Origin of the sequence: Synechococcus sp. RS9907, assembly GCF_014279615.1 — a bacterium.
GTDB lineage: Bacteria > Cyanobacteriota > Cyanobacteriia > PCC-6307 > Cyanobiaceae > Parasynechococcus.
The window spans coordinates 2,383,717-2,396,658 of the sequence record NZ_CP047944.1 but is presented as its reverse complement, the minus strand read 5'-3'; the positions used below and the strand labels follow the sequence as shown (position 1 = coordinate 2,396,658).

14 protein-coding genes are annotated in these 12,942 nt (G+C 60.6%); 11 read left to right on the top strand and 3 right to left on the bottom strand.

Translation table 11 applies throughout. The annotated features are described in order from the left end of the window. Positions 1-21: 21 nt before the first annotated feature. Positions 22-678, bottom strand: coding sequence for a sulfotransferase family 2 domain-containing protein (locus SynRS9907_RS13045; RefSeq protein ID WP_188021307.1), 657 nt, complete (start codon positions 676-678; stop codon positions 22-24). A 485-nt stretch (positions 679-1,163) separates the two neighbouring features. On the opposite strand from SynRS9907_RS13045, the gene SynRS9907_RS13040 reads away from it, so the two are divergent. Genes SynRS9907_RS13040 through SynRS9907_RS13030 form a run of 3 tightly spaced genes read left to right on the top strand, consistent with a single transcriptional unit; the run spans position 1,164 to position 3,745 of the window. Continuing rightward, positions 1,164-1,736 (top strand): hypothetical protein, encoded by a 573-nt coding sequence (locus tag SynRS9907_RS13040; RefSeq protein WP_255445923.1) that lies wholly within the window; start codon positions 1,164-1,166, stop codon positions 1,734-1,736. A 45-nt stretch (positions 1,737-1,781) separates the two neighbouring features. Further along, a complete protein-coding gene (locus SynRS9907_RS13035) occupies positions 1,782-2,093 on the top strand; it encodes a hypothetical protein (protein WP_188021305.1) in 312 nt (103 codons plus the stop codon). Further along, on the top strand, positions 2,093-3,745 hold the full coding sequence (locus SynRS9907_RS13030) for an AarF/ABC1/UbiB kinase family protein (protein ID WP_188021304.1): 1,653 nt from the start codon (positions 2,093-2,095) through the stop codon (positions 3,743-3,745). The genes SynRS9907_RS13035 and SynRS9907_RS13030 overlap by 1 nt, the downstream gene beginning before the upstream one ends. Before the next feature lie 21 nt (positions 3,746-3,766). Here SynRS9907_RS13030 and eno read toward each other — a convergent pair whose 3' ends face one another. Next, the gene (eno, locus tag SynRS9907_RS13025; RefSeq protein ID WP_188021303.1) at positions 3,767-5,059 is read right to left on the bottom strand and encodes a phosphopyruvate hydratase; all 1,293 of its coding nucleotides are present in this window, start codon (positions 5,057-5,059) and stop codon (positions 3,767-3,769) included. 112 nt (positions 5,060-5,171) lie between these two features. Between eno and gloA the strand changes: the two genes are divergently transcribed. The 8 genes from gloA (at position 5,172) to rplL (ending at position 11,881) form a co-directional block, all read left to right on the top strand. Continuing rightward, the gene (gloA, locus tag SynRS9907_RS13020) at positions 5,172-5,570 is read left to right on the top strand and encodes a lactoylglutathione lyase (protein ID WP_188021302.1); all 399 of its coding nucleotides are present in this window, start codon (positions 5,172-5,174) and stop codon (positions 5,568-5,570) included. 8 nt (positions 5,571-5,578) lie between these two features. Beyond that, entirely contained in the window at positions 5,579-8,353 is a 2,775-nt protein-coding gene (locus tag SynRS9907_RS13015) for an ATP-dependent Clp protease ATP-binding subunit (RefSeq protein WP_188021301.1), read from the top strand. Between the two features lie 70 nt (positions 8,354-8,423). Then, positions 8,424-8,666 carry a preprotein translocase subunit SecE gene (gene secE / locus SynRS9907_RS13010; RefSeq protein ID WP_006850159.1) on the top strand — a complete coding sequence of 81 codons (243 nt, stop codon included), beginning with the start codon at positions 8,424-8,426 and terminating at the stop codon, positions 8,664-8,666. A 21-nt stretch (positions 8,667-8,687) separates the two neighbouring features. Further along, positions 8,688-9,356, top strand: coding sequence for a transcription termination/antitermination protein NusG (nusG, locus tag SynRS9907_RS13005; RefSeq protein WP_114987676.1), 669 nt, complete (start codon positions 8,688-8,690; stop codon positions 9,354-9,356). A 109-nt stretch (positions 9,357-9,465) separates the two neighbouring features. Then, positions 9,466-9,891 carry a 50S ribosomal protein L11 gene (rplK, locus tag SynRS9907_RS13000; RefSeq protein WP_006851160.1) on the top strand — a complete coding sequence of 142 codons (426 nt, stop codon included), beginning with the start codon at positions 9,466-9,468 and terminating at the stop codon, positions 9,889-9,891. A 72-nt stretch (positions 9,892-9,963) separates the two neighbouring features. After that, positions 9,964-10,671, top strand: a complete 708-nt coding sequence (gene rplA / locus SynRS9907_RS12995) for a 50S ribosomal protein L1 (RefSeq protein WP_038552494.1) — start codon at positions 9,964-9,966, stop codon at positions 10,669-10,671. 238 nt (positions 10,672-10,909) lie between these two features. Further along, the gene (gene rplJ, locus SynRS9907_RS12990; protein WP_006851480.1) at positions 10,910-11,437 is read left to right on the top strand and encodes a 50S ribosomal protein L10; all 528 of its coding nucleotides are present in this window, start codon (positions 10,910-10,912) and stop codon (positions 11,435-11,437) included. Positions 11,438-11,491: 54 nt separating this feature from the next. Beyond that, the gene (gene rplL, locus SynRS9907_RS12985) at positions 11,492-11,881 is read left to right on the top strand and encodes a 50S ribosomal protein L7/L12 (RefSeq protein ID WP_114987674.1); all 390 of its coding nucleotides are present in this window, start codon (positions 11,492-11,494) and stop codon (positions 11,879-11,881) included. Positions 11,882-12,151: 270 nt separating this feature from the next. On the opposite strand, the gene SynRS9907_RS12980 is transcribed toward rplL, so the two are convergent. Continuing rightward, positions 12,152-12,895 carry a DUF3747 domain-containing protein gene (locus SynRS9907_RS12980; RefSeq protein WP_188021300.1) on the bottom strand — a complete coding sequence of 248 codons (744 nt, stop codon included), beginning with the start codon at positions 12,893-12,895 and terminating at the stop codon, positions 12,152-12,154. Positions 12,896-12,942: the final 47 nt, after the last annotated feature.

Below are 12,942 nucleotides of genomic sequence, written 5' to 3'. Positions count from 1 at the left end.
TAAAACTGACTCCAAGCAGAATTATGGATTTCTTCTAGAAATCCAGTCGCAAGCAAAGTCTGATCGATAAAAATCTTTTATTATGTATAAATCTTCTTCGTTAAGGGTTGACTTGTTGGTTTTGGCCGACTTTCGACAATGTAAATCTGGCAGTTTGAGTCTCCATCTGTCTTCGAGATAAGACTTTAGCTTGGTATTAATTTCATTCATTTGGAAAATGTGCTCAAAGTAATCCTCATTGGTTCCCAAGATTAATGATTGAGGTGCAAAGTGATGGTCTAGGTAATTGAGGTTTGGATTCGCGCCATGAGGATGATCATTCGCTTTTACGAGATTTTCAAAGTCGCGGACGAACTCGCTGATCGTTGGTGGTGGATTTCCGCATTTCTTTTCCTTTTGGATTTTATCTTTATATATGCTCATAAAGCGATCAACTGGGTCCCTCACAATGCAGATTGAAGGTCCATCAAGCCATGGAATAAAGTTGCAAACTTCATATCCAATTTCCCGGAGCAGTTGATACGTTTTTTTGGTTTGGTTGATGTAGCCGTTGCCTTCGTCTTTAAGTGCTAATTCTCCTGTTTTTGCGAAATATATCCAGCTCCGAATGGTTGTGCCACCGCCCTTCGGGGCGTTGTAAATTGCAAAACCGTGCTCTTTGTCAATATATCGACCCATGTTCAATGCGCATTTACTATAGTATAACTCAGTATTTAAAATTTTTGCTTAGGAATGCAATGGTTTTCTTATGGAGTTGACTGTCAGGGATTAGGGGCTGTCTCTGGTGCAGGCTCAATTTCTACACTTAGCAAAGAAAGTTTGCATTGCAATGATAGTTCTTTTCTCGCTGTCGCCGTATTGAGTTTGAGAATAGATGTTGTTTTTGTGAATTGTGCGGCGATGCTGGTTTTTTGATTCTTAGCGTGTTTGGATTTTGTTTGACCTCTTCACAAGCATGTTCCATTGGTATTTATTTGCGATTGGACCTGCTCTTTGCACGCAAGCTCTCTGGTCAATTGATTCCATGGCTTCGTGGCTTGTTCTTTGCCACTAATAAGTAGTATTTTGTGTTTAATCGCATTGACTTGCAGAAATTTGTGAACAACGCCAGCTCCCATGACTCCCCTGCAAAAACACAATCCCGTTTTTGGGTGGGCCCCTTGGTGGCTGGTTGTTGTTTCGCCCTCGGTTATGGCATCACCGAGCGGGTGCTGACACTTCAGACCAATGCTGAGGACCCTGTCCCTGAGGCCTTCACCCCGCTCGCGTTTCCAGGGGATTCCCTGCAAGAGATTCGGGACCGGTTCAGCGACGACGATTCATCCCTGCAAGTGGATGTCACAGCCCTAGAAGCCGCCGAGGCTGCGAGCCGCCCAGCCCAGCCAGCGGTCAAGCCAGCGGTCAAGGAGACGCCCAAACCCGATGTGGCGCTGCAGACGCCCGAACCCCCCGTGTGGACGCCCCCCGCCTGGTCGGACCCCCAAACCATTGCCCCCGAGCTTGAGGGAGACGACGGGCTCGCTCCCTCATCCGCCCAGGAGCCTGCACTCGAGCTTGATGAAGGCAACGCCGATTCACTGGTGCTTCCTGAGGAGTCCCTCGAGGTGATGCCTGCTTTGGTTGTTCCAGACGGTGAGTCACCGGTGTTGGTGGCTGAGCCGGAACATGTCGTGCTGCCTCCTGGTGCGGAAGCCTTTTTCGAAGTCATTGAGCCTGTGACCCCGCCCCAGCCCTGATCTCCCGTTGGATCTGCCACAGTTGAAGCTGTCTGCAATCGGTCCATGGGCTCGTCGGAGGCCTTGATTCGCGCCACGGTGAACCGCATCAGTGCGCGCCTCGGTCACGGCGTTGCGGACGCGGCAGCGGAGTTGGCGGTCTTGGCGCAAGACGCCCCGCAACGGTTGCGCCAGGAATGGGATCTGTTTCAGGACGAGGTGCGTGCTGAGGCGGAACGGATTGAACGGGGTGATCAGGCCACGGTGAGCACTGATGGGGAGTCGTCGGCGGAACCACCGGAAACGCCGCAAGCGGTGATCGATCGACTCCGGGCCACGGTGGCTGATCTGAGCCAAGCGATCGAGGCACGCCCCTGATGCTCGGTCTTCTGCGAGCGCTGCGGATCTGGCGCGCCGTCCTGACGCTGCTGCTGCTGCTTTGGTGGGATGGGCAATCCTGGACCTATCGCGGTGGCGTCACCGCCGAGCGTCGTGCGCGCCGGCAGCAAGAACGCGCTCGTTGGTTGACGGCCGAGTTGCTGTCTCTCGGCTCCGCCTTCATCAAGCTGGGGCAACTGCTCTCCGCCCGCCCCGACATCCTCCCTGCGGGCTGGGTGGCCGAACTGGCAGCGCTTCAGGACAGCGTTCCGGCCTTCAGTTTTGATCAGGTTCAGTCTGTGCTCGAACAAGAGCTGGGACCGCGCTGTGCCGAGGTCATCGACCTCGACCCCGAGTCTCTTGGAGCTGCCTCGTTGGCCCAGGTGCACCGCGCCAGCCTGCGCAGTGGCCGCCAGGTGGTGCTCAAGGTGCAGCGGCCTGGGCTCGATCGCCTGTTTCGCCTTGATCTTGAGGTGATGCAGCAGGTGGCGGCGGTGTTGCAACGCAATCCTAATTGGGGACGTGGTCGTGATTGGCCTGCAATGGCACGCGAATGTCGACGTGTTCTGCTGCGTGAGCTCGATTTCCGTGTCGAAGCTCAATATGCGGCGCGTTTTCGTCAACAATTTTTGGATGACGAACGCATCAGGATCCCTGGTGTGGTCTGGGAGCTAAGCACGCGTCGTGTGTTGTGCCTTGACTATCTGCCTGGCATCAAGGTCAACGACCGTGAGGCGTTGATTGAAGCCGGCATTGACCCGGCCGCGGTGGCTGAGGTGGGTGCTGCCAGCTACCTCAAGCAGTTGGTGCGCTTTGGTTTCTTTCACGCCGACCCCCATCCCGGCAACCTCGCCGTTGCCAGTGATGGCGCACTCATCTACTACGACTTCGGGATGATGGGGTTGTTGTCGGACGGCTTGCGTCGACGTCTAGGGGCCATGGTCCGCGCTGCTGCCGCGAGGGATTCCGCGGCGTTGGTGGAGGAGATGCAGGCGGCCGGGGTGATCTCCGGCGGCATTGATGTGGGTCCGGTGCGCCGTCTTGTGCGGCTGATGCTGCAGGAGGCCCTTACCCCACCGTTCACGGCCAACGTGATCGACAAGCTGTCCGGCGATCTCTACGACTTGGTGTACGGCCAGCCCTTTCGGCTGCCGGTTGAACTGATCTTCGTGATGCGGGCGTTGTCCACCTTCGAGGGTGTTGGCCGCAGCCTTGATCCCGCTTTTAGCTTGGTGGCGATTGCCAAGCCTTATCTCCTACCTCTCATGACCTCCAGCGGCTCCGGCAGCAACGATCTATTCAACGAACTCGGCCGTCAGGTTGGGGCCCTCAGCAGCCGTGCTGCGGCCTTCCCAAGGCGGCTGGACGAAAGCCTGGAACGCCTGGAGCAGGGTGATCTTCAGCTCCAAGTGCGTCTGGGCGAATCGGATCGACAGTTCCGCCGGATGGCTCTGGCCCAACAATCGATTGGCCAATCGGTGTTGCTCGGATGCCTGGCGTTGGCCACCGCCATTGTCGGTGCCAGTGCCCGCCCGCTCTGGTCCATTCTTCCGGCTGCTGCTGCCTTGCCGGTGGGCTTGGGCTGGTTCCGAATGCAGGTCAAGATCCGTCGTGATCAACGGTTGGAGCAGTTGCCCGGCTCCAACCGTTGAACGTTCGACGGGGGCCTGAGATCAGGCCTTGCCGCGGGGGCCCTGGCCAACAGCACCGGCGTACACGGCCTGACTTCCCAGCTCGTCTTCGATGCGCAGCAGCTGGTTGTATTTGGCGACCCGCTCGCTGCGGCTGAGGGAGCCTGTCTTGATCTGTCCGGCGCGGGTGGCGACGGAGAGGTCGGCGATGGTGGTGTCTTCGGTTTCGCCACTGCGGTGGCTGATCACGCTGGTGTAGCCGGAGCGGCCTGCCAGGTCGATGGCCTGGAGGGTCTCGGTGAGCGAACCGATCTGGTTCACCTTGATCAGGATCGAGTTGGCCGTGGCGCTGTCGATGCCCTGTTGAAGACGTTTGGTGTTGGTCACGAATAGGTCGTCACCCACCAGCTGAACTTTGCCGCCGAGGTGTTCGGTCAGCAGTTTCCAGCCATCCCAGTCGTCTTCGGCCAGGCCGTCTTCGATCGAAACGATTGGGAATTTCTCCACCAGTTGCTCGAGTTGGCCCACCATCTCGGCGCTGGTGTAGCTGCCGCCATCGAAGGCATAACGGCCGTTCTCGAAGAATTCGGTGCTGGCCACGTCCAGGGCCAGGGAGATCTGTTCGCCGGGCTTGTAGCCGGCCTTGCTGATCGCTTCCACCAGGATTTCGCCGGCTTCCACATTGCCCAGATCGGGCGCAAAGCCGCCTTCATCGCCCACGGCAGTGCTCATGCCCTTGTCGCTGAGCAGTTTCTTGAGCGTGTGGAACACCTCGGTGCCCATCCGCAGTGCTTCGCGGAAGCTCGGAGCTCCGTGGGGCACCAGCATGAATTCCTGGAAGTCCAGGCTGTTGGCGGCATGGGCGCCGCCGTTGATCACGTTCATCAACGGCACCGGCAGCAGGTTGGCCATCGGGCCGCCGAGGTAGCGGTAGAGGGGAATTCCCAGCCCGTTGGCAGCAGCGCGGGCTGTGGCCATGCTCACCGCCAGGATCGCGTTGGCTCCCAGGTTGGATTTGTTGTCACTTCCGTCCAGTTCCAGCATTGCGGCGTCCACAGCCGCCTGATCCAGGGCGGAAAGGCCGCAGAGGGCCGGTGCGATCCGCTCTTCGATGTGGTTCACGGCCTGGCCCACACCCTTACCCATGTAGCGATTGCCGCCGTCACGCAGTTCGTGGGCTTCGTGGGCACCGGTGCTGGCACCACTGGGAACGATGGCCCGTCCCATGGCACCTCCTTCGAGCAGCACCTCGGCTTCAACCGTGGGGTTGCCGCGGGAATCGAGCACCTCTCGGGCAACGATGGTGTCGATGACGAGGTCGAGGGAATCGATCACGTTGGGACGGACGCTTAACCCGGGGATCTTATGGGTCGCCCCTCTCTCTCGTGTTGTGACGGGTCATACCTGGCCAGAATGACGGCAGGTTCACGCTGCACGACGCTTACCCATGCGGATGCTTCACACCATGCTCCGGGTCGCTGATCTGGAGCGGTCTCTGGGCTTCTACACCGAGGTCCTGGGCATGCAGCTTCTGCGTCGAAAGGACTACCCCAGCGGCCGTTTCACCCTGGCGTTTGTTGGCTATGGGTCGGAGAGCGACCACACGGTTCTGGAACTCACCCACAACTGGGACACCGACAACTACACCCTGGGTGATGCCTACGGCCACATTGCGCTGGGGGTGGAGGACATCCACAGCACCTGCGCTGGCATTGCCGACAAGGGTGGTCGTGTGGTGCGGGAACCTGGTCCGATGAAGCACGGCACCACCGTCATCGCCTTTGTTGAGGATCCGGATGGTTACAAGGTGGAATTGATCGAGATGTCCTCCAAAGCCCACGCCTGAAGAACCGGATGACTTCATCGCCAGCGTTGAACGGCAGCCTCACCCACGAGCCGGATCGCTTCAGCGACGCGGCCTGGGATCTGCTGCTCAGTGGTCAGGATGTTGCCCGTCGCTGGCGTCATGAGCAGTTGGATGTGGAGCACCTGATCCAGGTGCTGTTCACCGATCCCTCCTGCCGCCGCTTGGTGGAGCGCTTGCCCCTCCCCATCGATGCGCTCTTGGATCGCTTGGAGGATGTGCTGGCTGATCAGCCCTCCGGGCGAAGCGCAGAGCTCTTCATCGGTGATGACCTGGAACAGCTGCTCGATTCGGCTGATGCCATTCGTCGGCGCTGGAATGGTGATGTCATCGATCTGCCGGAAGTGCTGATGGCCATTGGTGCCGATCCGCGGATCGGCGCTGATCTGTTTGCCGGCTTTGGTTTGTCGGCCGATGCCCTGGAGCAGCTGATCCAACGCGGCATGGACCAAAGGGTTGCTCGGGCTTCGGTTCCACCCCAGGAGCGGTCGATGCCGCGGGCTCAGCCCGAGGTGCAGCAGGAAGCGCCCCGTCGTGAACGGGTGACGCGCGTTCCCTCCTCCTCCCGTGCGGGGCGCGAGCCAGAGCCTGTCGCCCCTGTCACTCCCCAGTCGCCTGCCCCTGAGGCCCCCTTGCAGGAGTCCCCCACGGCCTTGGAGTCCTATGGGCGGGATCTCACCGAAGAGGCGGAAGCAGGCAGCCTGGATCCGGTGATCGGTCGTGATTCTGAAATTCGCAACCTGATCAAGGTGCTCTCTCGCCGGAGCAAGAACAATCCGGTGCTCATCGGTGAACCCGGTGTTGGCAAAACAGCGATTGCGGAGCTGCTGGCGCAGCGGATCGTGGCAGGAGAAGTGCCGGAGTCGCTGCAGGGTCTGCGGCTGGTGGCGCTGGACCTCGGGGCTTTGATCGCCGGTGCCAAGTTCCGTGGTCAGTTCGAGGAACGCCTGCGCTCGGTGCTCGAGGAGGTGAGTGGTTCCGATTCCGGTGTGGTGTTGTTCATCGATGAGCTGCACACCGTTGTCGGCAGCGATCGCAGCAGCACCGATGCCGGCAGCCTGTTGAAGCCAGCTCTGGCCCGAGGAGACCTGCGCTGCATCGGTGCCACCACGCCGGAGGATTACCGGCTCACGGTGGAAAAGGATCCGGCCCTCAACCGCCGCTTCCAGCAGGTGGTGATCCGGGAGCCGGATCTGGAGCTCAGCCTCGAAATTCTGCGCGGCCTGAAGGAGCGCTACGAGCTCCACCACGGCGTCAGCATCACCGATGAGGCCATTCAGACCGCCAACCGTCTTGCCGACCGCTACATCAGCGATCGCTGCCTGCCGGACAAGGCCATTGATCTGATCGATGAGGCGGCGGCGCAACTGAAGATGGAGGTCACCTCTAAGCCGCAGGTGGTGGAGGAGGCCGAAGCGGATCTACGCCGCGTTGAACTGGCCCTGCTCGCCGCCGAGCAGGCGCCTGAAGCGGAGCGGATTCAGCTCCAGCGCAACCGGCTTGAAGTGTCCACGCGACTGGACGATCTGCGGCGGCGCTGGCAGGAGGAGCGCGGTCAGCTCGAGGAGCTCGGCCAGCTGCTCCAGCAGGACGAAGACCTGCGCCATGCCATCGCTGAGGCCGAGCGGGATGGTGACCTGGAGGAAGCGGCCCGCCTCCAGTACGACCAGTTGCATCGGGTGCAACAGCGCCGCGATGAATTGGAGGCGTCCCAGGCGGAGGCCCAGACCGCCGGAACCGCCCTGTTGCGCGAGCAGGTGGAGGCCGGTGACATCGCTGATCTGGTGGCCCGCTGGACCGGGATTCCCGTGCAGCGGCTTTTGGCGGGCGAGCGGCGCAAACTCCTGGATCTCGACGCCCATCTCGCTGAACGGGTGATTGGTCAGGGCGAGGCGGTGACGGCCGTTGCTGCTGCCATCCGCCGGGCCAGGGCCGGCATGAAGGATCCCCGTCGACCGGTGGGTTCTTTCCTGTTCCTGGGGCCGACCGGCGTCGGCAAGACCGAGCTAGCGAAGGCGCTGGCGGGGTCGTTGTTTGACGAAGAGGAGGCGCTGGTTCGCCTCGACATGAGCGAGTTCATGGAGCGGAACGCCGTGGCTCGGCTGATCGGTGCTCCTCCGGGTTATGTCGGTTACGAGGAAGGGGGGCAACTCACGGAGGCCGTGCGCCGCCGGCCCTATGCGGTGCTGCTTCTTGATGAAGTGGAGAAGGCCCATCCCGATGTGTTCAACCTGCTGCTTCAGGTGCTGGATGACGGCCGGCTCACCGATTCCCAGGGCCGCACCGTTGATTTCCGCCACACCGTGGTCGTGATGACCAGCAATCTGGCCAGCCCGGCGATCCTTGAACATGCCCGCTCGGGATCCACGGATGAGTCAGCCCTGCAACAGCAGGTGGATGCAGCGCTCTCCAGTCAGTTCCGGCCTGAATTCCTCAACCGCATTGATGAGGTGATTCGTTTCCGTCCGTTGGAGGTCTCCGATCTGGTGCGGATTGTGCAGTTGCAATTGAAGGATCTCGCTGCTCTGTTGGCTGAGCAGGGCCTGGCTCTGGTCGTGGATGATGCTGTCGCTGAGGCCATGGCCCGTCAGGGCCATGAACCGGAGTACGGGGCGCGGCCGCTGCGTCGGGTGCTGCGCCGCCAGCTGGAGAATCCGCTCTCCACGCTGCTGCTTGAGGAGCGCTTTGCCGGAGCCAGTGGCGTGACGGTGAGGCTGGGGGAGACCGGCACCGATGCCCTGGTGTTCGATCCGGTGGGGGTTTGAGGGCATCCGGTAGGGTGTCTGTTTGGCGAAGTGCCTACCGGCACCGTTGTCAACCTCCGGTCCCATCCCCGTGACCAGCCCCATCTCTGAGGACACCACCACTTCCGACGGCTCAAAAGCCGCTGCCGATTCCACCAAATCCGGTGGTTTTTTGGCGGACACGGTTGATGAGCTGAAACTCGTGGTCTGGCCCAGCCGCCAGCAACTGTTCAGCGAATCCATCGCTGTGATCCTGATGGTCAGCCTTTCGGCCGCCACCATCGCGGCTGTCAGTCGCTTCTTTGGGTGGGCTTCGTCCCAGGTGTTCCGCTGACTCGATATCACCCTTCTCGCCGTGCCCGACGACCTGACCACACCGGACGCCCCTGAGGTGCTTGATCTGCCGGCCCCGAATGAGGGGGAAGACGGCACCTTGCCTGCGGCGGCTGTCGCTAACACGGCCATCGCCCGTTGGTACGCCGTTCAGGTGGCCTCCAGCTGCGAGAAGAAGGTCAAGGCCACCCTGGAGCAGCGGGCCGTCACCCTCGGGGTGAGCAACCGAATTCTCGAAATCGAGATTCCCCAGACCCCTGCCGTCAAGCTGAAGAAAGACGGCACCCGTCAGTCCACCGAGGAGAAGGTGTTCCCCGGTTATGTGCTGGTTCGGATGGTGCTGGATGAGGACACGATGATGGCGGTGCGGAGCACTCCGAACGTGATCAATTTCGTCGGTGCTGAAGACCGGCGCGCCACCGGTAAGGCCCGTGGTCATATCAAGCCCCGTCCCCTCAGCCGTTCTGAGGTGGATCGCATCTTCAAGCGCGCTGCTGAGAAGAAGACCGTCGTCAAGGTGGATCTCACCGAAGGCGATCAGATCCTGGTGACTGCTGGTCCGTTCAAGGATTTCCAGGGCGAAGTGATCGAGGTCTCCGGCGAGCGCAACAAGCTCAAGGCCCTCCTCTCCATCTTTGGTCGCGAGACCCCGGTGGAACTGGAGTTCTCTCAGATCAGCAAACAGAACTGACCTGGCGGCGGCCGTCTCCCTGCGGAGGGCGGCCTTGGGAGTGGGCAACCATTCCGCCGCACCTGACCCGAGGGTCTGGTGATCCGCAGCTGTCCAAACCCCCCAGCCGATGGCCAAGAAAGTCGTAGCTGTGATCAAGCTGGCCCTAGACGCCGGCAAAGCCAACCCCGCGCCGCCGGTGGGCCCTGCCCTCGGTCAGCACGGTGTGAACATCATGATGTTCTGCAAGGAGTACAACGCTCGGACGCAGGACAAAGCCGGTTATGTGATTCCGGTGGAGATCTCGGTCTTCGAAGACCGCAGCTTCACCTTCATCACCAAGACGCCTCCGGCGTCGGTGCTGATCACCAAGGCCGCAAAGATCCAAAAGGGATCCGGTGAGTCCGCCAAGGGCAGTGTTGGATCGATCAGTCGAGCTCAGCTCGAAGAGATCGCCAAGACCAAGCTCCCCGACCTCAACTGCACCAGCGTTGAGTCCGCCATGCGGATCATCGAAGGCACCGCCCGCAACATGGGCGTTTCCATCAGCGACTGACGTCGCTGCATCGCTTCTCCAACCCAATTCGGGGGAGGCATCCCTGATGTCGTCTGAACCCCAACCCTGAACATGCCCAAAATCTCCAAGCGCCTGGCCAGCCTGGCCGGCAAGATCGAGGACCGTGCCTACGCACCCCTCGAGGCGATTGCCCTGGTGAAGGACAACGCCAACGCGAAATTCGACGAGACGATGGAGGCCCATGTGCGCCTCGGCATCGATCCGAAATACACCGACCAGCAGCTGCGTACCACCGTGGCTCTGCCCAACGGCACCGGTCAGACCGTGCGCATCGCCGTGGTGACCCGCGGTGAGAAGGTGGCTGAAGCCAAAGCCGCCGGTGCTGAACTCGCCGGTGAGGAAGACCTGGTGGAAAGCATCAGCAAGGGCGAAATGGATTTCGACCTGTTGATTGCCACCCCCGACATGATGCCCAAGGTGGCCAAGCTGGGTCGGGTTCTCGGCCCCCGTGGCTTGATGCCCAACCCCAAGGCCGGCACCGTCACCACGGACCTCGAGGCCGCGATCAAGGAATTCAAGGCCGGCAAACTGGAATTCCGTGCCGACCGCACCGGCATCGTCCACGTTCGCTTCGGTAAGGCCAGCTTCAGTGCCGATGCCCTGCTGCAGAACCTCAAGACCTTGCAGGAAACCATCGACCGCAACAAGCCCAGCGGTGCCAAAGGCCGTTACTGGAAGTCCCTGTATGTGACCTCCACCATGGGTCCTTCCGTTGAAGTCGATTTCTCTGCTCTGCAGGACATCGAGCAGGGGAGCTGATCCGGCTCTCCTCTACACTCAACGATTGGCGAAAGCCAAATCGGGCACGCGCCCGGCCAGAGACAGCAGGAAGTCCCTGGGCATGACGTCAGTCATTCCCGTTGATGTAATCCCTGCCGAGGCAGACGCGACACGGTTTTGTCCCATTCGGGATTGGATCGGCACGCGGCCTCGTCTTCCTTTCGAAGACTCGATCGGCCGTGTGCCCAGCTTGTTCCTTTGATCCGATCCAATCCCTATGGGCCGCACGCTGGAGAACAAGCAGCAGATCGTCGGAGAGCTCAAAGAGCTCCTCGCCGACGCCGAACTGGCACTTGTCCTTGATTTCAAGGGCCTGTCCATCAAGGAAATGTCTGACCTGCGGGATCGTCTGCGGGCCAGCGACAGCGTTTGCAAGGTGACCAAAAACACCTTGATGCGCCGTGCCATTGATGGTGACAGCAACTGGGCCAGCCTCGATTCCCTGCTGACCGGAACCAACGCCTTCGTCCTGGTGAAGGGCGATGTTGGTGCCGGTGTGAAGGCCGTTCAGACCTTCCAGAAGGAACTCAAGAAGTCCGAGACCAAGGGCGGCCTTTTCGAAGGCAAGCTCCTGTCTCAGGACGAGATCAAAGCCATTGCCGATCTCCCCTCCAAGGAGCAGCTCATGGCTCAGATCGCCGGTGCCATCAACGCCGTGGCCACGAAGGTCGCTGTGGGCATCAACGAGGTTCCCTCTGGTATGGCCAGGGCACTCAAGCAGCACGCCGAAGGCGGCGAAGGCTGATTCGGCCCTGCCGAGACCACTGTTCATTGATCTGTTGCTTCCCCTTTCAAAACCATGTCTGCAAAAACCGACGAAATTCTCGAATCGCTGAAATCCCTCTCCCTGCTTGAAGCTTCCGAGCTGGTCAAGCAGATCGAAGAGGCCTTCGGTGTGTCCGCCGCAGCATCTGCTGGTGTTGTGATGGCTGCCCCTGGCGCTGCTGGTGGCGGTGGCGATGCCGCTGAAGAGAAGACCGAATTCGACGTGATCCTCGAAGGCTTCGACGCCTCCGCCAAGATCAAGGTCCTCAAGGCCGTCCGTGAGGCCACCGGTCTGGGTCTGGGCGACGCCAAGGCTCTGGTCGAGGCTGCTCCCAAGGCCGTCAAGGAAGGTGTCTCCAAGGAAGACGCCGAGGCTGCCAAGAAGGCCATCGAAGAAGCAGGCGGCAAGGTCACCCTCAAGTGATCGCCTTGGGAGAGGGCTTGCCCCTCTCCCCCTGTGTTGTTCAGTAACCGGTCCTTTCGAGGGCCGGTTTTTTTGTGGTTTTCTTTGGTCAACAAAAAAGCCCCGCCAAAGGCGGAGCCTTTATTGAGAGGAACACGTTCAGGAGTCTGTCCTTGTTTCGACCCTGAAGAGGCGTTCAGCACTCCTCACACAAATTCAAACTAAGGGTGGGGAATCTATTGTCAGCCCCTGTCTGGTCGCCCTCTCAACTGGCACTGTGACGGTTGGTCCTCAGCGGCGATAGGGAATCACCTGCAGTCGGATCGGGGCATTGCTGGCCAGGCGTGTGGTGCGTTGGTGTGTGGTTCGCCGCCGTGTTGCTCGTGCCGTTGGCAACGGCGGTGGTGCGATCGGCGGCATCGGCGCTCCCAACCGCTGAAAGCCTGAACGCTGGCCGCGGCTGCTGGCCAGCGCAAGCAGCCGGTTCACCGGGGCTTGATGCGCGAAGTACAGGTGGTTCAACGGGCGACCCTGATAAACCCGGCGTTCCAAGGCCCAGCCTGGCTCCAGCTGCAGAGCCACAAACCCGTTGGGATCTCGGCGAGCTGGTATCGCGGCCTGACCCACCAGAAGTGGTGCCCGTTGCTGGGGGTCGAGGGCTTCGAGCCTCAGCGATGTGCCGGATGGCTTGAGCCGGAAGCGAAAGCGCGTTCCAAGGTCTTGGCCACCGCTGCGTAGCGAGTAGCCATTGCTGTCCAGGTAGCGCTTGCAGATGCCGCTGAAGTTGAAGCGATTCAGGCTGGGCTCCACCAGTCCGTCCTGGCGTGCCCTCCAGCAGCGCGGTTGGGTTTTGATCTGTTCCAGCACCAGCAGTTTCCACTGGGTTCTGCCGATGGGTTGGGCCAGCACAGCGAAGTGCTTCTGCGGTACAGCAGCGCTTTCAAACAGGGCCCGTGCTTTGCTCTCCTGCGACAGACCGGCGGCCAGGAACCCCACGGCAGTCAGACCGGCAGCCTGCAGGTAGGTTCGGCTCATCCACGGTGACGCCAGAAACCGTGTTGTACCGAACAGTGTTGGGACTG